This window comes from Sphingobium sp. B11D3D (assembly GCF_025961755.1).
GTDB lineage: Bacteria > Pseudomonadota > Alphaproteobacteria > Sphingomonadales > Sphingomonadaceae > Sphingobium.
On sequence record NZ_JAOQOG010000001.1, the window covers coordinates 452,501 to 472,672 of the forward strand.

The following is a 20,172-nucleotide window of genomic DNA, read 5'->3' on the forward strand; positions in this document are numbered from 1 at the left end:
AATCCGGACGATCATGACGCGCTGTTCGAGCTGTCGGCCGCTCATATGGCCAATGGCGACCGGGATGCCGCCGCCGAGGCGCTGCTGACCAGCATCGCGCGCGACCGCAGCTGGGAGGATGGCAAGGCGCGGACGCAGCTGCTCCAGCTCTTCGAGGTGGTCGGGCTGGAAGATCCCTGGGTTGCCGGCCAGCGCCGTCGCCTCTCGCAAATTCTCTTCGCCTGAAGCTGTGATGCAGCGCAGGCTGGCCATCTTCCCGCTGGGCGGGGCGCTGCTGTTCCCGCGCATGCACCTGCCGCTGCACATCTTCGAGCCGCGCTATCGGGCGATGGTCTCGGAGGCGATGGCCAAGGACCAGCGCATCGGGATGATCCAGCCGAGCGGACCGGGCGAGCCGGCCCCGCTCTTCTCCATCGGCTGCATGGGGCGGATCACCGAGATCGAGGCGCTGGATGACGGGCGCTTCAACATCATCTTGGCCGGCGAGGCGCGCTTTCGCGTGCAGCGGGAGCTGGATGTGCCGACCGCCTTCCGTCAGGTTGAAGTCGAGATGATCGAAGGCGTCGAGGATGAACCCGGCGTGCTGGCGCCCAGCGAGCGGGCCGCGCTGGAGGATGAGGCCCGGGCATTCGCGGCGTCGCTTGGCTATGAGGTCGAGTGGGATGCGGTCGAGACGCTGGACGACGAGATGCTGGTCAATGCCATCGCGCAGATCGCGCCCTTCGATCCGGCGGCCAAACAGGCCCTGCTCGAAGCCGATGCGCTGCGCGACCGCAACGACCTGATCATCCAGCTCATGCAGTTCGCGCGGCGGGGCGACGGGCAGGGCAGCCAGCGCCTGCACTGATCGTCAGGCAGGTGCGGGAGCCGAATAGGCTCAGGCGGCCAGCGGCAGGGGCTGTGGCGCTTGGGTGTCCTGATCGACGGTCTCTGCAGCCGGCTCGGTCTGCGCGGCGTCTGCGTCGACCGCCACAACATCAGCGACTGGGCGCGATGGCGCAGGGAACAGCCAGCGGCTGACGGCCACGACAAGCCCGAGGCCGAGATAGATGGCCACTGTCGCAGCGAGATTGAAGAAGACCCCACAGGCAAGCGCCGCCCGGACCCAGGTCGGGTTGATGCCGAGATCCTCGCCAATGGCCTGGCAGATTCCCAGCAGCGTATCGGGGCGTGCGAGCATCGAGGGGTGTGAGGCGGACATCGGTAGGCTCCTTGAAGGCGGGCCGATCCGTTCGACCCGCTGTCCTCTCCAAAGCATGTGTCGTGCCAATTTGTGGCTGGGGCTGCTTTTACGCCATTTCGCTGAACGTCAGCGGAACGGACATGGCAGAAAGGTGTGAAAATTTTCCCGACGTGTGGGAGATTTCACTAACCTTGCCCAGTCCCGAGGCATTCCTTTGATCGCGGCGCTAGACCGCGATATCCATGGCGGGGCTGGGCGCGAGCAGGGATCGTGCAGCCCGGAGCAATTCCTCCGCACTGAACGGCTTGGTCACGATCGGTTGGCGCGCGAGCAGGTCCGGCAATTGCGCCGCACCATAGCCGCTGACCATCAGGAACGGGATGGCGCGGGCCTGCAGCAGCGCTGCGATGTCCTCGACCGTCTCGCCCTGCAGATTGCCATCCAGCAGCACAAGGTCGAACTGGCCGGTCCGGGCCTGCTCCAGTGCCTGGTCATGCGTGGTGACCGGCCCGATGACCTGCGCGCCGCTCTCGCCCAGCACCGTCAGGATATCCAGCGCGACCAGAGGCTCGTCCTCCACGACCAGCACGGACTTGCCGTCCAGCGAGCCTTCGATGGTAACCTGGAGGACGGGCTGGGGCGCCGTCCGTGGGATCGCGGCGGGGGCGGACTTCCTCACGACGGCGCAGGGCAGGGTCAGGGTCCAGCGCAGCCCCTCCGGCTCGTAAGTGGCGGTGGAAGCCCCGCCCTCGCTGCGCAGGCTGCGCTCGATCAACATGCTGCCGAAACCGGTGCGCGATGGGGGCGAGACCGGCGGCCCGCCGCGCTCTACCCATTCCAGATGCAGTTGCCTATCCTCCAGCGTCCAGTTCAGCGCGACGTGGCCTTCTGCGGTGGATAGCGCGCCATATTTGAGGGCGTTGGTCACCAACTCGTGCAGGACCATGGAGAGATGCAGGGACGGCTCGGGTTCCAGGTCCACGTCCGGCCCGGTCGCGGAGAGGCGGTCGGGACCGACCACGCCCATATCGAACTGACCATGGATCAGCTCCCGCAGGCTCGCGGCCTTCCATGTCGCTTCGCTCAGCAGCGAATGCGCCTTGCTCAGCGCATGGATGCGGCCGATGAAGGTCGGCGCGAAATCGGCTGGATCGGCCGAGTGGCGGAGCGTCTGCGAGGCGATGGCCTGCACGGAGGCCATGGTGTTCTTCACCCGGTGGTTGAGCTCGCCCACCAGAAGCCGCTGGGTCTTTTCGGCCCGGCGCCGCTCGGTCACGTCAAGAATCTGCACTTCCACCGAGAGCAGCCGGCCGCCGGCGCCATGAACTGCGGAACAATAGCATTCCGTGTCGATGTCCGTCCCCTGGCGGCTGTGCAGCACGAGGCTCAGCATGTCGCGCTGTTTCACGCCGGCGCGGAAGTCCGCGAACAGGCTGTGCAGGGGGGCAGTGCCATCGGCATCGCTCCAGGCTGTCGTGGCGAGGTCGCCGCCCAGCATCTCCCGCTCGCTCCAGCCGAACATGCGCTCGGCGCCCTTCGACCAGCCGACGATCCGCTCGCTGTCATCGAACTCCACGATGGCAAGCGGGCTGTTGTCCCGGTGCGCCTGGAGCCGACCGAGAGCGCGGCTCAATTCATCGCCATGGCGCGCCAGGGCCTGCCGATGCCGGTGAAGCTCGACGAACACCTCCACCTTGCTGCGCAGCACGAGCGAATCGATCGGCTTGAGCAGATAGTCGACGGCGCCGGCTTCATAGCCGCGGAACCGCCGGGTCTCGTCGGTGGCCACGGCGGTGAGGAAAATGATCGGGATCCGGCGGGTCCGCTCGGTGCCGCGCATCAGCTCGGCCAGTTCGAACCCGTCCATCCCCGGCATCTGCACATCGAGCAGGGCAAGGGCGAACTCGTTCACCAGCAACAGCTCCAGCGCCTCGGCGCCCGAACCGGCGCGGGCCGTTTCCACGCCGTCATGAGCCAGCAGCGCTTCGAGCGCTTCGAGATTTTCCACCACGTCATCGACGATGAGGATGCGGACCGGATCAGGCGACATGGCCGGGCTCCTGTGACGGGACGAGGTTGCGGCGATAGATTTTTTCCTGAGGCACGAAGTCATCAAAGCAGCCGGACGTCCGCGAGAAGCGCAGCGTCTCACGCGAGCCTAGGCCGAGATAGCCGCCGCGCACCAGCGAATTGGCGAAGAGGTCGATCGCGCGATCCTGCAGATCGCGGTCGAAATAGATGAGCACGTTGCGGCTGGAAATCAGATGCGCCTCGGCAAACACCTGATCCGTCGCGAGGCTGTGCTCGGCGAACACCGCGCGCGACCGCAGCGACTTGTCGAACACCACGCCGCCATAGGCTGCGGTATAATAATCGGAGAGGGATGTGTGTCCGCCGGACAGCCGGTGGTTCTCGGTGAACTTCGCGATGCGGCTCTGCTCGTAGACGCCGCTCTGCGCGTTGTTGAGCGCGCCGGGGCTGATGTCCGTGCAGTAGAAGATCGTGCGCTCCTCCAGCCCTTCTTCCCGAAACAGGATGGCCATGGAGTAAAATTCCTCGCCATTGGCGCAGCCGGCGATCCAGACCTTGATCGAGGGGTAGGTCCGCAAATGCGGGATCACCTGCTCGCGCAGGGCCCGAAAATAATCGGGGTCGCGGAACATCTCGCTCACCTGGATGGTCAGGTAGCGCATCAGCTCGCCAAAGGCGGCGGGACTGCGCAGCACAATGTGCTGCATCTGGGAGAAGCTCTCGCAGCCAAGGTGCGGCTGGGCGCGCAGCAAGCGGCGGTGGAGCGAATTGCGCGAGTAGCCGCGGAAGTCATAATGATAATGCCGCCAGATCGCCTCGATCAGCAGATCGGCTTCCAGCACGTCCAGCGGGGCAAGCTCGGCTTCGGGGGTCATCGCGGCATCCACACGCGCACCAGCGACAATAGCTTGTCCACGTCGAGCGGCTTGGAGAGATAATCATTGGCGCCGGCTGCCAGACATTCCTGCTGGTCGCGGTCCATGGCCTTGGCGGTCAGGGCGATGATCGGCAGGTTGCGCCACTGGCTCTGCCCGCGGATGTGGCGGGTGGCGGTCAGGCCATCCATCTCCGGCATCATCACGTCCATCAGCACCAGATCGACCATCGGCGCCTCGCCCTTTGCGGACTGGTCCAGCGCGTCGAGCGCTTCCCGGCCGTTGCGGGCGATGCGGATGGTGGTGCCATGCGGCTCGAAAATGCTGGTCAGTGCATAGACATTGCGAATGTCGTCCTCGACCACGAGGATGGTTTTGCCGTCCAGCGCGACATCCCGGTTGAGCGAGCGGACGACCATCTCCTTCTGCGCCTCGGGCAGTTCGGAAACGACTTGGTGCAGGAATAAGGTCACCTCATCGAGCAGCCGCTCGGGTGACTTTGCGCCCTTGACGATGATCGACTTGGAGTAGCGGCGCAGGCGCAGCTCTTCCTCGGGGGAGATGTCGCGGCCCGTATAGACGATCACCGGCGGGAAGCCGATCGTCTCATCCTCGCTCAGCCGTTCGAGCAGATCGAGGCCCGGCGTATCGGGGAGATTGAGGTCCAGCACCATGCAGTCGAAGCTGGTCGTGCCCAGCTGGTCGAGGCATTCGGCCGCGCTGTGTGCGGCCACCGTCTCGACATCGCGCGAGCCCAAGAGCAGGCCGATGCTCTCGGCCTGGCGGGCATCGTCCTCCACCACCAGCACCCGGCGCACGCGCTGCGAAATGCGCGTCTCCAGCGCTTCGAGCATGTCGACCAGTTGCTCGCGCCGCACCGGCTTGAGCAGATAGCCCACGGCGCCATTGGCCAGCGCCGCCTGTGCATCCTCGCTCACCGAAACGATATGCACCGGGATGTGCCGCGTGCGCACGTCGCGCTTCAACCGGTCGAGCACGGAGAGGCCAGTGTGGTCGGGCAGGTTCATGTCGAGGATGATGGCGTGGGGCAGATATTGCCGGGCCAGCAAGACGCCTTCGTCCGCCGTTCCCGCGACGAGGCACTGGAAACCGAGTTCGTGCGAGAGGTCGGCGAGGATTTCCGCAAAACGCGCATCATCCTCAACCACCAGGATCAAGCGGGAATCGCCGGAAAGCACCTCGCGATCATCCGCCACCGGCGACTGGCGCGGCAAGGCTGGCATCGCCGGCCCACGCGCGGGTTCCGGCAGGGCAGGGCGGGATTGCGAGCGGCCCTGATCGAGCGCGGATGGCTCCAGCTCGAGCGGCAGCGTCAGCGTGAACACGCTGCCTTCGCCGGCGGCGCTCTCGACGCCGACCGAGCCGCCGAGCAGCCCGGCCAGTTCGCGAGAAATCGACAGGCCAAGGCCGGTGCCGCCATATTTGCGGCTGACCGTCCCGTCCGCCTGACGGAAGGCATCGAAAATGATGCCGAGCTTCTCTGCCGGGATGCCGATGCCGGTATCCCGCACGCTCAGCGCGACCCCGCCGCCCGGCGCGGCCGATGCCCGCAGCGTGATCTCACCGGCGGCGGTGAACTTGATCGCGTTGGAGAGGAAGTTCTTAAGCACCTGCTCGACGCGCTGGGCGTCGGTGCGGATGTCGGCTGGCAGGCCGGGGTCGATTTCTGTCCGCAGCGCAAGCCCCTTCGAGGTCGCGCCTGCGGAAAAGGTCGCGCTCAGGCGCTCGAACATGGTCGAGAGCTTGGCCGGGCGGATGTCCAGCTCCACCTTGCCCGCCTCGATCTTCGAGATGTCGAGAATGTCGTTGATCAGCGCCAGCAGATCATTGCCGGAGGATTCGATCGTGCGGGCGTGCTTGACCTGATCGGCCGAGAGATTGCCGGCGCGGTTCTCCCCGAGCAGCCGCGCCATGATGAGCAGCGAATTGAGCGGCGTGCGCAGCTCGTGAGACATGTTGGCGAGGAATTCGGACTTGTAGCGGCTGGCCTTCTCAAGCTCGGCGGTCTGCTCCTCAAGCGAGGCCTGGGCCTGTTCCAGCTCGTCGCGCTGGGCCTCAAGCTCATGGGCCTGATTTTCCAGCGAGGCGTTGCTCTCCTCCAGCTCGGCCTGCTGCGCTTCCAGCCGCGCCTGGGATTCCAGCAGCCGCTGGCTCTGCGCTTCCAGCTCCTCATTATTGGCTTGCAGCTCTTCGCCCTGCGCCTGCAGTTCCTCGGCCTGATGCTGGGTTTCCTCCAACAGCGCCTGAAGCTGCGACCGATAGGCTGCTGAGCGGATCGAGACGCCAAGCTGCGCGGCGATCCGCGTCATGAAAGCTTCGGCATCTTGCGTGGTCTTGCCGGTCAATCCCAGTTCGATCACGGCGTTGACTTCGCCATCGGCGCGCGCGGGCGCGACCAGAATCTGCTGCGGGACCGCCCGGCCGAACGCCGAGCCGTAATAGAGATAATTTTCCGGCACCTCGGTCAGCAGAAAGCTGCGCTTGTCGCGTACGGCCTGACCGAGCAACCCATCGTCTGGCGTGATCTCTTGCGGAATGGGGGCGTCCTGCGGAACGCCATAGACGGCACGGCGCTGAAAGCTCGCTTGCTCGCGCACGAACAGGGCAGCCGCTTGCGCGCCGAGATATTCGGCCAGGTAGCGCAAGGCCCGCTGGGAGACCTCTTCGATCGACAGGTCGCCAGCAACGGCATTTCCAAGCCCGACCTGCCCGGCCTGCAGCCAATCCTGCCGGGCGATTTCCAGCTTGCTGCGGATGAACATGACGCCAACGGCAGCCAGCAGCCAGTTCACGGAGGCGCCGATGACGCGGTTGACGATGGCGATGTTCGGATCGACCCCATCGCGCGCGAAGAAGAAGCCCATGATCGTCAACAGCGTCGCCAGCGACGCGGTGACGAGCGGCGCGAGGGGAGCAGACGCCAGGAAGGCGAGAACGGTAGGGAGGAGGTAGATGACCCAGACAGCGGTACCGAGGGGAAAGATCAGGTCTCCGGCGAACGGGATCGCCAGAAGAAAGGCGATGGCGGCATAGAGAAACACTTCGCGATTATTATGAAGCACTTAATGCCCGCCCTTTCAGATGCCAAAAGGGCAGATAGCTCAGACCCCCGAGGGGAACGCCAATCAGGCATTTTGGTTCCCGCACCGTTTAAATGCGTGAAGAAATTTCTCGGCGGGGCTGTTCGGCGCCTTGATAACCGGGGAATCCGGACAGGCAGGATGATGCGCATGGCCGGGCCTGGCTGACCCGGCCATGCGCGTTGTGCGTTTAAAGCCGCCTCATGCGGGCGCGCTTTCCGCCGCTGCGGCGATGGCGTCGTCGAGATCCTTGGCGCTGTGTCGCTCGGCAATGCCGCCGCCCGGGCGTCCTGCAGCATTGACGAGCAGGCCGCGGCTCACACCCTTGCGGGCATGGAGCTGCGTCACCCAGCGGTCGACATTGCGATACTCATGGACCGAGAGGAACTCCTGCGCATCATAGGCACTGCGCATCATCGATCCATACCAGGGCAGGATCGCGAAATCGGCGATGGTGATCTCGTCGCCGATGATGAATTCATTGTCGGCCAATTGCTTGTCGAGCACGTCGAGCTGACGCTTGGTTTCCATGGCGTAGCGGTCGATGGCATATTCGATCTTGATCGGCGCATAGGCATAGAAGTGCCCGAAGCCGCCGCCGACGAACGGCGCGGAGCCCATCTGCCACATCAGCCAGTTGAACGTCTCGGTGCGCTTGCGCAGGTCGGTCGGCAGGAAGGCGCCGAACTTCTCGGCCAGATAGACCAGCATCGATCCGCTCTCGAACAGGCGCAGCGGCGGGTTCTGACTGTAATCCATCATCGCCGGAATCTTGCTGTTCGGGTTGATCTTCACGAAATCGCTGCCGAACTGCTCGCCGGTGTAGATCTTGATCAGCCAGGCATCATATTCCGCGTCATAGCCCGCGGCCAGCAGCTCCTCCAGCATCACCGTGACCTTCTGGCCATTGGGTGTGCCCAGCGAATAGAGTTGGAGCGGATGTTCGCCGATGGGCAGGGTGATGTCCTGCCGCGCGCCCGCCGTCGGCGCATTGATGCTGGCGAACTGCCCGCCATTCTCCGTCTCGTTGCGCCACACCTTGGGCGGAACATATCCGGCGGGCAGATTGTTGGCGGGGTCGCTGTCGGCCATGGTCTTGTCTCCTGTGCGCGGTGTTATGCCGCCAATCTAGCGCCTGCGCGCGCACAGACCAGCGCTGCGTGGGATGAGTTTGTCTCTGCCCGCGCAAAGCGGCGCTTTACCCGATCGGTCGAGCGCCGCTCGCGTGGATGCTCAGAAGGGCAGCCAGTTGCGCTTTTCGCTGAACTTCATGTAGCCGGCGTTGACGCCCAACCGATAGCCGACGCCCAGCCGGATGGGGATGAGCACGATATCACCCCAGCGCATGTAGCTCGCGTTGAAACCGCCGACGAGATAGGCGGCGCCCTCGCCGGCCGGGAAGCGCTTGTAGAGCTCCTGGCTGTCATAGAGATTGTAGACGAGCACGAAGGTCTTCGCGGCATTGCCGCCGAGGTCGAAGCCGATGGACGGGCCTGTCCAGTAGACGTCGCGTTGGCCCTCGATCTTGTGGAACAGCGTACCCGATCCGTAGCGCAGGCCGATGCCAATGGCACCCGAGGCCTCGCGCCCGGCGATGTAGGCGATCGGCTCGCCCTGATCCTTGAGGATGTTCTCGATGATGCCGGCGAGCCCTTCGGCGCCCTTGCCGAAGACGCCCTCGGCCGCGCCGATCAGATCGTCCTTCTTGTAGGTGTTCGCGGCGGCGTTCTCCGGCACGCCGGCGGCCTCGGTCGCTGTGGTTGCGGTCTGAGCCGTGGTGCTCGCCGGGGGCGCGGGCGGCGGGCTGGTTGCCGGATCGTTATAGACCGGATTGGCTGGCGGGTAAGAAGGCGCAGGCTCGGATGGCAGCGGCGTCTGGTTCGCCGGTGCGCCGGGCGCGAGATCCGCGTCGATCTGCGTGTTGGGATCGACCGTGTTGATCTGGGCCGCGGCAGGCGCCGCTACCAGTGCCGCGCTGGCCACCAGCCCGATCGCCCAAGTGATGAGAGGCTGGATCGGTGCTCTCGTCCGGTTCATTCAAATGTCTCCCGCAATCGCAGATCGGCCAGCGGTCGTGCCGCAATATCGCTGGCACGATCAGACCCCCGCTCGAGCTTAGCTATCCGTTCGCCCGGATGAAACGACAATGAACGAACGGTGAGTCGAATCGATTTCGCGTCAAACCGAATCGATTTCCCGCTCGGCCGCTGGTCCATTGAGGCTGTTGATCGCCTCGAACACTTGGCGTTCCGCTTCTGCACGAGGCAGGCCGGGCGGAATGAGCGGCGCCAGTCGATAGGTGATGACGCCGGAGCGCTTCAGGAAACTGTTGCGGGGCGATAGCCGGCCCGTATCCAGCGCCACCGGCAGCACGGGCACGCCGAGCATGGAATACAGTCCGGCAAAGCCAGCCTTGAGCGGGGCACGCTCGCCATGCGGCACGCGCGTCCCTTCCGGGTAGAGCAGCACGGGGCGCCCTTCTGCGAACGCGGCGCGCGCTTCGGCACGGATGCCGCGCAGCGCGCTGGCACCGCCTGCCCGGTCGACGATCATCAGCCCATAAGCCCGCGCCACCGCGCCCCAGACCGGGATGTCCCCCAGCTCGCGCTTGGCGGCGATCACCGGGCGATGGAAGAGGATCACGGCGTCCAGCGTCTCGAACATCGATTCATGCTTGGAGACGATGAACACCGGTTCGTCAGGGAAGGCGCCCTCCACGACGATCTTCTGGCCCAGCACCCAGCGCGCCAGAAACCGGTGAATGCGCGACCACACCGCCGCGAGCGGCACGACCTTGCGCGCGCCGAACGGCATCACGCTCAGGCAGGCGAGCAGCAGGAAGACGGTCATGCCGTAGAACAGCACCGAAAACAGCGCCGAGCGCAGCGCCGTGACCAGCGTGCCGAGCGGGGACAGGGGCGGCATGGGCTGTCCGTTCCCGCTCAAATGCCGAGCAGACCGGCAATCCGCCGCAGGGCGAACTTGTGATATTCGCGGAACAGCACGGTCAGGCTGGGGTGAGACCGCACCGCGTCCGGCACGATGCGGACCGAAGGATCGATCTGGCGCGAGAGTTCATACTGCGCGCGACGCATGTGCCAGTCGGTGGTGATGATCCGCACGGAGGCGTAGCGGTTGCGGCGCAGCCATCGCGCGGTCTCGATGGCATTGGAGCGCGTGTCGATCGCCTCGCGGCCCAAGGTGATGCAGCAGCTCATCAGTGGCGGCGAAACCCTGTAGAGCGCGGCAAATTCGCCGCGCCGCACGTCCCGGTCGACGCCGGAGACCAGCAGATGACGGCTCTGGTCGCGGCGGAGGAGGGCCAGCCCGCGCTCGATGCGGCCTGCCGAACCGGTCAGCACGACGATGGCGTCGGTCTTCTCATCGTCGTGCGGCTGGGGCAGCAGCAGCGCGAACCAGGCAAAGCCGAACGCCCAGATCAGTAGGATGATCGAGAGAAACCGCCGGATCACAAGGAGCGCTCCAGTGCCCGCCGCAAGGTGAGGCGCGCCGACAGCGACGCGACGCCCACACCCGCCACCGGCAGCAGCGGGAAGATGATCCACGCGATGCCGGGCAGCGAGGCGCTGCTCATGAGATCGGACGCCACCGCCGCCATCGAGCGACCGACAAGGATGATGACGAGCGTCGCCGCCGCATAGCCCACCACGCCCCCGAACAGCGCATCAAGCATCATCCGCCGCTGGAATAGGCGCACCACCTGCGCATCGGTGGCGCCCAGCATGTGCATGATGTCGATGGTGCCGCGATGGGTGGCGTGCGCGCCTCGCGCGGCCAGCACGACCACGGCGCCGGTCGCAAAGGCCATCAGCGCGACGACGGCGAAGGCGACGAGGCCGATGGACCAGACAAGCTGGGCGAGGGGCGAGAGATAATCGCCATGCGGCTCGACGCGGGCATGGGCGTTGATCTCTTTCACTGCCTTGTCGAGCACAGCGAGGCGCTCGGTCCGCGCGCTCTCCGGGGTCAGCAGCTCGGCATCGATCAGCGCCGGCAGAGGCACGTCAGCCAGCTTGAGGTCGTTGCCGAGCCAGGGCGCGAGTTGCGCCGCCAGTTCACTCTCCGGCACGACATGCACGGTGCCGACATCCTCGGCCCGATCGAGCAGGCCCACGATGCGGCGCACCGCCTCGCCGCGCGCCTGCGGATCGGCCTCGGCCACCTGCACGGTCACGCGGCCGGAGACCTCATCCACCAGCGCCCGCGCGCCCTGATTGAGGGCGAGGCCGGCGGCGGTTGCCAGCACGGTCAGGAACATCATGATCGCGATCACCCACGGCATCGGCCCGGTCAGCCGGCCCTGCGGCAGCAGCGGGCCAGGGCGATAAGGGCGGCTCATGCCTTCGAGCGGATTGCGCGCCATGGCTCAGACTTGTCCCGGCTGGTGGGGCGCGGGGCGATGGGGTGAGGAGAGCGCGCTGACGCCGTCCTGCCCCTCGATCGGTGCCATGCGTCCGCCCTCCAGCCGCATGGTCCGCGCGCCGGAGACCTTGCCCAGCAGGGCAGTGTCGTGCGTGGCGACGACGATAGTGGTACCGAGCTTGTTCAGCGCCTCGAACAGGGTGATGAGCCGGGTCGCCATGTCCCGGTCCACATTGCCGGTCGGCTCGTCGGCCACCAGCAGTTCAGGCCGGCCGATCACGGCACGCGCGATGGCGACGCGCTGCTGCTCCCCGCCCGAGAGCGTGGCAGGCAAGGCATGGGCGCGGTCGGACAGGCCGACCCAGTGCAGCATTTCCTCCACCGGCGGACGGATCTGGTCTTCGTTCACGCCGGCGATGCGCAGCGGCAGCGCGACATTATCGAAGGCCGAGAGGTGCGAGACCAGCCGGAAATCCTGAAACACCACGCCGATGCGGCGGCGGAAACTCGGCAGACGGGCGCGGGGCAGGGTGACGATATCGGCATCGAAAAGCCGGATCGCGCCACGGCTGGGGCGCTGGGCGAGATAGAGCAGCTTGAGCAGCGAGGTCTTGCCCGCGCCGGACGCGCCGGTGAGGAAATAGAAGGCCCCTTCGTCGAGCGAAAAGCTGAGGTCGGACAGCGTCTCCGGGCCGGGCCCGTACCGCAGCCCGACATTCTCGAACTGGACTATTCTAGCCATCGCCGCGATTGCATGTCCCCATTAATGGCGCGCGGCCACGCCCGCCGATGATCTGCCGCGCCGTGCATGGCACAGGCCCCCATTGCGGGCAAGGTGGCGGATGGTGCGCCGGCCTCGCGCGCGTCCCGCGGGCCCTGTCGTCCGTCGCTGTGGGGATATCCCCCGGCCACGTTCAAACGCCCGCTTGCCCTCTGCGGGAAACCGGTGTTTATGGAGCGCGATGATCCTCGTCTGCCCTCAATGCGCCACACGCTATGTTGTGCCCGATAGCGCGATTGGTGCTGCGGGCCGTCAGGTCCGGTGCGCGTCTTGCCGCCACAGCTGGTTTCAGGAGGGCGCGCCAGTGGAGCGCCCCGAGCCGGCGATGGCCGATGCTACGGCGGACGCCGGCCTTGCGCCGCATGAGGCCCCTGCATCCGCACCCGTCGAGAGTGCCGAAGCGCAGGTTCCTGTGGCGCCGGTCGCGGTCGGCACTGAGGAAACCGCCGCCGCAGCGCCCCCGGCTGAACCGCGTCACGACCCGATCGATCCGCCGCCTGCTGCCGCGCCGGCGCAGGAGTTCGTCCATTATCCCGACGAGCCAGGCGAGGCGCCCACCCGTCCGCGTCGCAATCCCGCCAGGCTCTGGACGGCGGCGGCGCTCGCTTTCTTCGTCGCCGTGAGCCTTGCCGGTGGCGCGCTCGCCTATTTCGGCCCGCCCAATTGGGCCGTCGCGCTCGGCTTTGGCGGAGCGCCTGCGACCTCCGGCCTCAATTTCTACCTGCCCAAGCCGCCCGAGCGCCGCAACCTGCCAACCGGCGAGGAATATTTCGCGTTCAGCGCCCGCATCCTCAACGATAGCGACCAGGAACAGACCGTTCCGCCGGTGGTGGTCGAACTGCGGGACGATCAGGGCCGGCTGGTGTTCAGCTGGATGACCAAGGCGGACAAGTCCACGCTCAAGCCCAATGAGGAAGCGCGCGTGTCCGAGAGCCGGCTGGACATCCCCAAGAACGCGCGCAACCTTGAGCTCAGGTTCGCCGATAACGCAGGCTGACCTGCCAGAAGCGCGCTGCCTGCAGCACCATCGCCGCCGCCATGCCGAGCGCGGCGGCGAACGCCAGCCCGGCCGATCCCCAGCCCTGCGCATGGCCGTACCAGCCCATGACGCCCATCACGCCGAAGAAGGCGATGATGCCATTGACGCTGGCCACCACCTGATCCCCCAGTGAGCGCAGCGCGGCGACGAAGATCGCCTGGATGCCGTCGCACAGGATGAAGGGGGCCAGAATGAGCAGCATGATCAGCGCTTCCCGGGCCACGGCCGGTTGCGCGGTCAGCCCGGCGACAATCGGTCGGCCGAAGAGCAGATAGGCGAGCACCACCGCGCCCATGAACAAAATGGAAAGGCCGCATGCGATCATGGTCCGGCTGCGCGCCTCCCATGGCTCGCCCGCGCCCACCGCGTTGCCGACCCGCACGCCCGCAGCAGAACCGAGCCCGAGCGCCAGCGCAAAGCCGAGATTATGCAGCGAGAGCATCACCTGAAAACCGCCGGCCACGATCTCGCCCATCTGCGTGGAGAGGATCATGAGATAGGAGAAGCCGAGCACTTCCATGGCGGCGCCAATGCCGGGCATGGCGCCGAAGCGGACGATGGCGCCGATGCCGCTCAGCGCGCTGCGCCAGGCCGCGACATCGAGCCGGCGCAATCCGCGCTCGCGCGCGCTTGGCAGCGTCCACGCCATATAGGCCATGGCTAGGCCGCCGCCCAGCGAGGTCAGTGATGTCGCCAGCGCGGCGCCGAACGCGCCCATCGCCGGAAAACCGAGATGCCCGAGCGCCATGGCCCAGGTCAGCACGGCATTGACCGGCAGGGTGGCGAGGTTGACGATCAGCACCCGGCGCGGCGCGCTCACCCCTTCCAGAAAATAAGCGCAGCCGATCGAGAGCATCTGCCCGGGCAGGCCCAGCATCATCGCGGCGAGCACATGCGCGCCGGGATCGACCAGCGCATCGGCGACGCCGGTCAGCGCCAGCAGGGGCCGGGCGAACAGCGCGATGACGATCGCGCTGGGCACGCCGAGCAGCAGGCCGGTCAGCACCGCTTCCCGCCATAGCGCCCCGGTGCGGAGCAGGTCTCCGCCGCCATCGGCGCGGCTGGCGAAGACGATCACGCCGGACATGCCGGCCAGCAGCAGCATCAGGATGACGAACATCACCACCCGGCCGGCTGCCAATGCCCCGAGTTCGCTCGTGCCCGCATAGCCCACCACCGTCACATCGACGAGGTGCATGATCGTCCAGTTGAGATTGGTGAGGACGATCGGCCAGGCCAGCCACGCGATGCGGCGGGCCTCGCTCAGCAGGCCGGTGTGGCGGGGTGGCAGGATGGTGTCAGTGTCGGACATGAGGCTGCTTGGTCAGGAGAGGAGGGGAGAGAGTAAACGAGACCGGAAGAGGTTATGCATTCCGCGCACGCGTCGGACATACTGATTCGCGCGGCGCAGGCTGCGGAGTATCGAAGTGACGAAACGCATAGTCAGCACAGCCGCGTGGCATCGGATCGGTCCTTCCGGCGCAGCCATGGTCGGGCTTTTAGCGCCCGCGACACAAGGACTGCAAAAATCGTGATAAAAGCGCGTGCATTGGGCACGTCAGCGCCCTGCTGGATCGCCTGCAGGGCCGCGCAAGTCAAGCCAACAGCCCGATCCCGCGGCGCGTTTCACGCTATATCACGATGAAGTGCGAAGGATGGTTGCATGCCCCGAATCCCTTTGCTAAAGGCCGCCGCCTACCCGGGGGCCATCGGCTCCCACCTCCCTGATGTGCGGTCGTGGCGGAACTGGTAGACGCGCAACGTTGAGGTCGTTGTGGGCGAAAGCCCGTGGAAGTTCGAGTCTTCTCGACCGCACCATACAGTCCATGAAAAACCAGTAGAATCGGGCAGGCTAGCAGCCTGGCCCCATTTGTCGCGCAGTTCTGCGACTCTGAGTGCGATGATCACGCAAAGGTGCGGTCAGAGACGCGCAAACTCTGCATTTTCCGGGTGCAACAAATCAGGGCCGTCTCTGGCCCTGACTTTCTGACTGCAGTGGGGTGTGGGTTCAGGTGAACCCGAGCGCGCGGCGCTGATCAGCCCAGTCGAGTGGAAGATCGGTGCTGGTGAGCGAACGCACGGTGAAGTTGGCCGGCTGCCGACCTTCGAGAACAGCCGTGACGATATTAGGTGCTAGGCAGGAGAGGGCGACCAGCTTTCCGAGCCGCGTGCGACAGCGTCCCTGCTCGGACGCGATGGCAGCGATGGATCGATCCGGACTACCGAGGATGAGCTGGCGTGCCCAATGTGCTTCAGCCAGCAGCGTGACCAGCTTCTCGTCTCGATTGGCTTTGGTGGGGCGGAGCATTTCCGGGCCTGGAATAATGAGACGCAGCTGATGTCCTCGCCGCACCTTCAGCACCGGGAGGATCAGCTCTAATGCTTCTCGTTCGCTCGACTGATCGAGGCCGAGCAGCGCCGCGAAGCGGTTTTGATGGATCAACAGCTCGATGCGGTCTTCGCGCATCATGATCCGATCGATCGCGGCGAGGATCGGTAGCTTGTCGGCGTTGGATCCACTGGTGATCGCGCTCGCTTTAAGCGCTGCGGTCTTTAGCGCGCGATCAAGCACGTCCGCTGAGACCTCGCCAGCCAACGCCATGACCGCGTGACGGTCCATGAGATGCGTCGATAGCTGACCCAGGATCAACTTCTCAAGATCGTGGGCGCCGACCCGCCAGGCCGGTGTCCCGTCGATCAGGTCCGGCCGGGTAACATAATAGCGATAACGCTTGCCCGGCTTGGTCGCGTGGCTGCTGGTCATAGCGCGACCTTCACCATCGAATAGGAGGCCAATGAGCAGGCTCGGCTGGATCGCCCTGATTCGTCGCGAGCTGCCCGAAGCGTTGGCCTTCAGCTTCTCCTGAACGGCTTCCCAGAGCGAGGTCGGGACAATCGCCTCATGCTCACCATCGAACCATGCTCCCTTGTGCGAGAGCTCTCCTATATAAATGCGGTTGGAGAGCATGTGGAACAAGGTGCCACGGCGGAAGATGCAGCCGCCGCGATGAGGACCGCTAGTGCGGCGCTGGACCTTGGTGCGATATCCTTGCGCATTCAACTCTTCTGCAAGTTGGACAACCGAGCTCAGCTCGAGATAGCGTTGCATGATATGCCGGACTAACTCTGCCTCCCCCAGGTGAGGAACGAGCTTGCGATCATCGACCGCATATCCCATCGGTACTGGGCCACCCATCCAAAGCCCTTTGCGCTTCGACGCTGCGATCTTGTCACGAATGCGTTCGCCGGTGACCTCGCGCTCAAACTGCGCGAACGAGAGCAGCATGTTGAGCGTAAGCCGCCCCATGCTGGTCGTGGTGTTGAACGACTGGGTGATCGAGACAAAGCTGGCCTTTGCGGTATCGAGCACATCCACGATCTTGGCAAAGTCGGCAAGGCTGCGGGTCAAACGATCGATCTTGTACACCAGGATGATGTCGACCTTACCAGCCGCGATGTCGGCCAGCAGCCGCTTGAGGCCGGGGCGCTGCATATTGCCACCCGAGAACCCGCCATCGTCATACCGGTCCGGAACCAGCGTCCAGCCTTCGTGACGCTGACTCAGCGCATAGGCAGCGCATGCTTCATATTGCGCGTCGAGGCTGTTGAACTCCTGATCGAGCCCGTCCTCGGTCGACTTGCGGGTATAGACCGCGCAGCGCAGGCGCTTCTCAGCCACCCCGCTTCAATCCGAAGAAGCGTGGGCCGGACCAGTGTGCACCGGTCACCAATTTGGCGATCTCGCTGAGCGAGCGATAGGGGCGCTCCTGCCAGACGAATGCCTTCTCTTGGACCTCGACCACGATGGTCTGGCCGTTCCACTCACGGATCAAGCGTGTACCCGGCGCCAGCACAGGGGCAGGGGGCTTTGAACGGGTAGCAGCACCGGAAGAGGCCGCTGCTCTCGTCAGCTCCCGTGCAACCAACACTGGCAAACCACCCAGGCGTCGTTCCTGGGCGACCTGTGCCACCAGCCGCCTGAGCAGAGCGACTGGCACGTTAGGCGGGTCCATCTTGGACAGCTGTTGCCATCGTTCGCGCAGTTGAGCGGCGTCGAGCGAGGGCAGGGCAGCAAGCTCCTTGTCGAGCTTGCTCATTGCTCCTCGGGCTCCGAGCGACCGATGATTGTGTAACGAGTGATACCATCGACCGACGTGCGAGCGATTTCATATCGTTTCTTACGCAGGCCGGTCAGCGCAGCCCGGGTGGTGTTGGGCTGCCAGCTCGTCAGCTGGATCATCTCTTCGAGGCTGGCGCCTTGAGTGCGCTGCAGAATCGAAATGACCTGCGCTATCTTAGAGGCGAGCGGAATAAGCTTATCAGTATTAGCCTCGGTCATGGGTGGTCTCCTGGTTGTGAGCAGCGACGTGCTGCTCCCACCACCCAAGGCCCCGGGAATCACATCCTCCAGGGCTAGGCCGCAGGCTTTTCCGGCTCTGCGAATAGCAATGCTCGGTTCGTGGGCGAAGTCGACTGGAAAGTGCACGCCTGGCAAAGCTGGATATCGAGGGGGTTAAGGTCAGACAGTTTCGACACGCGTCTTCTACGTAGGAAAACCGGGAAGCGGCCGTTCATTTATAGCTCCGCGAACACGGCTGGCGATTTCCGTATTGGGGACGGTCTGGAAAGGCAGATGCAGGGCGCCAGTGGCCGCAAGCTGCCCTTCCTTCACGCGCGCTGCTGAACGTCGGCTAATGGGGACGGTCCGAACTGTCCGCTTTTAAACCTGTCCAGGCTGCAAGTCGACGTTCGTTCAGCCCGCCAATCCAATGTCCGTTTAATCGGACTTTGCTGCCGTTCGCGTGCGGCGTGTCGAACGGCGCCTCTTGTTAAGAAGCCAACGTTCAACGTTCGCCCGACCGGCATCTGGGAACGTCAGAAGCTGGCCGGTTGCGGACTGACAGCTTTGCGACACGCAACGCGGAGAGCAGTCGTTGGCGCGGTGTTAACACTGCCCCGATGTTCGCCGATAGGGCCGCAACCGAGAGCCGCCACTGTCCATGGTGGTGGCAATTCCGAGGATGCGCCTCACCTCATCACGAATCAGAGCGAACTCGTACTTTTCACCGAGAATGACGCAGATTCCGTTGTCGGGATCGACCAGCTTGAAAATATTGCCCAACGCGTCATCGGCCAGCTCATGGTGAACGACGATTGGCGAAGGGAAAAAATGCCCGACGCGACGTTGAAGCAAAAACTCGTCCAGATACTCGTCGTAATGCTCTAGCGCATTGCGGAGCTTGCGCTGACCAAGCGGGCTGGATTCATCGACGGCGAAAGCGCTTCGCAGATTTTCACCACGGGCGAGGCAGAGCGTTGAATGTCCTGAGCTGGGCGGCTGTAGACCGGCGTCAATTTCTTCCGGACTAGCGACGCCCCACCAACATACGCCGTTCCTGATAGAGCTCGCGGGCGACCGCTCCCAACGAAAGCAGCCGTCGCTGAGGCAAACTGGACGTTCGTCTGCCGGAAAGTTGAATCAACCGTCACGCCCATTGTTGCAACATAGATTTCGAGGTGGGTTTTCGGATGCCCATTCGGCAAGCCCAGCGTTCCGGGCTCCCGCGCAAGGTCTGTCTCGAGGGGCAGCGCTTGCGCGAGAGGTATACGGTGGTTTCTAAACAGCCTTCCGGCAACGTGACCGTAGTTCTTACCGCCTCAGTCAACATCACGGCTTGACGCCACTGATACAGTATGACAGGTTTCCTTGTCATTACGAAAAGGATGCTTGTCATGGCTGGAAACGCGCCGATGACCACTAACCGCATAAAAGTGTGGCTTGCTCTTGCCGCCCTCCCACTGGCCATCGCACCGATCGTTCTGTTGGCCACCGGGCTTTGGCTCAGAACGCACGACGCCAAAACTCTTGGTTTGATAGCCGTAGCTGGCCCCGGATACGCCTTGGCCTATGCCACATTCATAACGCATCATTGGCAGCGCAAGGCTGATGAGGTGGAGCGGGCGAGTATCGGTTTCTCCGTGAAGTGGGGCATGTGGGTTGGTACGGTCGCGTTCATACTGCTTTTGATGGTGCCCATCTTCCAGAACATGGCGGCTTCCTTCGTCTGGAACTTCATGAGCGTTCCGCGCCCGGCTGTTGGCGAAAAGATTGTCGTGCTCGCAATGACTTTGGGATTGTGTGGGGTCGTGTTGCTACAATCCATCGGAACATTGATTATGAGCGCGGTCTGGTGGTCGAGGAAGCGGTAATCCAGGGTCGTTTGATGAGGAATCGGATTCGCGTTCTCCGGGCAGAAAAGGGCTGGAGCCAGGCCGAGCTTGCAGAAAAGGTCGGCGTTTCCCGCAACTCGATAAATGCGATTGAAAACGGAAAATTCGATCCGTCGTTGCCGCTCGCCTTTCGTATCGGAGACGCCTTCGCGCTAAAAGTCGAAGATGTATTCCTGCGAGATGACTAGCCCCCAAAGGCCAGTCCGTCAGGTTCTGCTGTCCACCAAACGTCCAATTTCAAGATCGTTGAGCCAAGTAGCAGGGTGAGTGCCGGCGTGCTCTCGAAATCCTTTCAACAACAGCCCCCACCATTTAACTGTCAGAGATCCCGGCGATGCCACGCGGATCAGCCGGTGCACTCCACATGGAAGTGGCATCCTGGCCAGTTAAATATTGAGTTTTGACGAGAGCTGTCGCTCCTTGCAGTCTTCTGGAACGGCCGCAAAGTCCCAGTGCTGGTCGGGTCGTTGTACCCCAGCAGCCGGATGAACGAGCGGCGGCTTTCAACGAGAAGCTTCGGGCCGTCTAATGTCCCATTTTAGGGCGAT

General features: G+C 64.4%; 20 protein-coding genes and 1 tRNA gene (1 of these 21 running past the window's edge). 7 read left to right on the forward strand and 14 right to left on the reverse strand.

Going from position 1 to position 20,172, the window contains the following annotated elements; genetic code table 11:
• On the forward strand, positions 1–225 hold the end of the coding sequence (locus M2334_RS02235; protein WP_264577225.1) for a tetratricopeptide repeat protein. The gene continues 687 nt to the left of window position 1, outside the view; only the last 225 of its 912 coding nucleotides appear in the window; its start codon lies beyond the left edge, outside the window; its stop codon occupies positions 223–225.
• A 7-nt stretch (positions 226–232) separates the two neighbouring features.
• Positions 233–847, forward strand: a complete 615-nt coding sequence (locus tag M2334_RS02240) for an LON peptidase substrate-binding domain-containing protein (RefSeq protein ID WP_413714875.1) — start codon at positions 233–235, stop codon at positions 845–847.
• A gap of 30 nt (positions 848–877) precedes the next feature.
• On the opposite strand, the gene M2334_RS02245 is transcribed toward M2334_RS02240, so the two are convergent.
• From M2334_RS02245 to ftsE, 10 genes are all read right to left on the reverse strand, one after another.
• Positions 878–1,201 carry a PspC domain-containing protein gene (locus M2334_RS02245; RefSeq protein ID WP_264604680.1) on the reverse strand — a complete coding sequence of 108 codons (324 nt, stop codon included), beginning with the start codon at positions 1,199–1,201 and terminating at the stop codon, positions 878–880.
• Positions 1,202–1,409: 208 nt separating this feature from the next.
• Positions 1,410–3,233: a response regulator gene (locus M2334_RS02250; protein WP_264604681.1), complete on the reverse strand. Its 1,824-nt coding sequence runs from the start codon at positions 3,231–3,233 to the stop codon at positions 1,410–1,412.
• Positions 3,223–4,089, reverse strand: a complete 867-nt coding sequence (locus M2334_RS02255) for a CheR family methyltransferase (protein WP_264571847.1) — start codon at positions 4,087–4,089, stop codon at positions 3,223–3,225. Before M2334_RS02255 ends, M2334_RS02250 begins: the two co-directional genes overlap by 11 nt.
• Complete coding sequence (locus M2334_RS02260) at positions 4,086–7,172, reverse strand: response regulator (RefSeq protein ID WP_264604682.1); 3,087 nt, start codon at positions 7,170–7,172, stop codon at positions 4,086–4,088. The genes M2334_RS02255 and M2334_RS02260 overlap by 4 nt, the downstream gene beginning before the upstream one ends.
• 219 nt (positions 7,173–7,391) lie before the next feature.
• Entirely contained in the window at positions 7,392–8,282 is an 891-nt protein-coding gene (gene yghU, locus M2334_RS02265) for a glutathione-dependent disulfide-bond oxidoreductase (protein ID WP_264593690.1), read from the reverse strand.
• 141 nt (positions 8,283–8,423) lie between these two features.
• On the reverse strand, positions 8,424–9,227 hold the full coding sequence (locus tag M2334_RS02270) for a DUF1134 domain-containing protein (RefSeq protein WP_264604683.1): 804 nt from the start codon (positions 9,225–9,227) through the stop codon (positions 8,424–8,426).
• Between the two features lie 141 nt (positions 9,228–9,368).
• Complete coding sequence (locus M2334_RS02275) at positions 9,369–10,115, reverse strand: lysophospholipid acyltransferase family protein (RefSeq protein WP_264571851.1); 747 nt, start codon at positions 10,113–10,115, stop codon at positions 9,369–9,371.
• A 17-nt stretch (positions 10,116–10,132) separates the two neighbouring features.
• The gene (locus M2334_RS02280) at positions 10,133–10,663 is read right to left on the reverse strand and encodes a YdcF family protein (RefSeq protein ID WP_264604684.1); all 531 of its coding nucleotides are present in this window, start codon (positions 10,661–10,663) and stop codon (positions 10,133–10,135) included.
• Positions 10,660–11,574 (reverse strand): cell division protein FtsX, encoded by a 915-nt coding sequence (locus tag M2334_RS02285; RefSeq protein WP_264604685.1) that lies wholly within the window; start codon positions 11,572–11,574, stop codon positions 10,660–10,662. Before M2334_RS02285 ends, M2334_RS02280 begins: the two co-directional genes overlap by 4 nt.
• A 3-nt stretch (positions 11,575–11,577) precedes the next feature.
• Positions 11,578–12,315 carry a cell division ATP-binding protein FtsE gene (gene ftsE, locus M2334_RS02290; RefSeq protein ID WP_264604686.1) on the reverse strand — a complete coding sequence of 246 codons (738 nt, stop codon included), beginning with the start codon at positions 12,313–12,315 and terminating at the stop codon, positions 11,578–11,580.
• Between the two features lie 220 nt (positions 12,316–12,535).
• Here ftsE and M2334_RS02295 point away from each other — a divergent pair, with 220 nt between their 5' ends.
• The gene (locus M2334_RS02295; protein WP_264604687.1) at positions 12,536–13,351 is read left to right on the forward strand and encodes a zinc-ribbon domain-containing protein; all 816 of its coding nucleotides are present in this window, start codon (positions 12,536–12,538) and stop codon (positions 13,349–13,351) included.
• Here M2334_RS02295 and M2334_RS02300 read toward each other — a convergent pair.
• The gene (locus M2334_RS02300; protein WP_264604688.1) at positions 13,326–14,705 is read right to left on the reverse strand and encodes an MATE family efflux transporter; all 1,380 of its coding nucleotides are present in this window, start codon (positions 14,703–14,705) and stop codon (positions 13,326–13,328) included. The genes M2334_RS02295 and M2334_RS02300 overlap by 26 nt on opposite strands.
• A gap of 419 nt (positions 14,706–15,124) precedes the next feature.
• Here M2334_RS02300 and M2334_RS02305 point away from each other — a divergent pair.
• Positions 15,125–15,211: transfer RNA gene (locus M2334_RS02305), tRNA-Leu, on the forward strand.
• 190 nt (positions 15,212–15,401) lie between these two features.
• Here M2334_RS02305 and M2334_RS02310 read toward each other — a convergent pair.
• From M2334_RS02310 to M2334_RS02320, 3 genes are read right to left on the reverse strand one after another with little or no spacing between them, the layout of a single operon-like run.
• Positions 15,402–17,072 (reverse strand): recombinase family protein, encoded by a 1,671-nt coding sequence (locus M2334_RS02310; RefSeq protein ID WP_264604689.1) that lies wholly within the window; start codon positions 17,070–17,072, stop codon positions 15,402–15,404.
• Positions 17,065–17,490 carry a DUF2924 domain-containing protein gene (locus M2334_RS02315; RefSeq protein WP_181558453.1) on the reverse strand — a complete coding sequence of 142 codons (426 nt, stop codon included), beginning with the start codon at positions 17,488–17,490 and terminating at the stop codon, positions 17,065–17,067. Before M2334_RS02315 ends, M2334_RS02310 begins: the two co-directional genes overlap by 8 nt.
• Positions 17,487–17,732: a DUF3489 domain-containing protein gene (locus M2334_RS02320; protein ID WP_181558454.1), complete on the reverse strand. Its 246-nt coding sequence runs from the start codon at positions 17,730–17,732 to the stop codon at positions 17,487–17,489. Before M2334_RS02320 ends, M2334_RS02315 begins: the two co-directional genes overlap by 4 nt.
• Before the next feature lie 603 nt (positions 17,733–18,335).
• Here M2334_RS02320 and M2334_RS02325 point away from each other — a divergent pair.
• The 3 genes from M2334_RS02325 (at position 18,336) to M2334_RS02335 (ending at position 19,812) form a co-directional block, all read left to right on the forward strand.
• A complete protein-coding gene (locus M2334_RS02325; RefSeq protein WP_264604690.1) occupies positions 18,336–18,620 on the forward strand; it encodes a hypothetical protein in 285 nt (94 codons plus the stop codon).
• Positions 18,621–19,087: 467 nt separating this feature from the next.
• Positions 19,088–19,603 (forward strand): hypothetical protein, encoded by a 516-nt coding sequence (locus M2334_RS02330; RefSeq protein WP_264593702.1) that lies wholly within the window; start codon positions 19,088–19,090, stop codon positions 19,601–19,603.
• A gap of 14 nt (positions 19,604–19,617) precedes the next feature.
• The gene (locus tag M2334_RS02335) at positions 19,618–19,812 is read left to right on the forward strand and encodes a helix-turn-helix transcriptional regulator (protein ID WP_264595346.1); all 195 of its coding nucleotides are present in this window, start codon (positions 19,618–19,620) and stop codon (positions 19,810–19,812) included.
• Positions 19,813–20,172 lie beyond the last annotated feature (360 nt).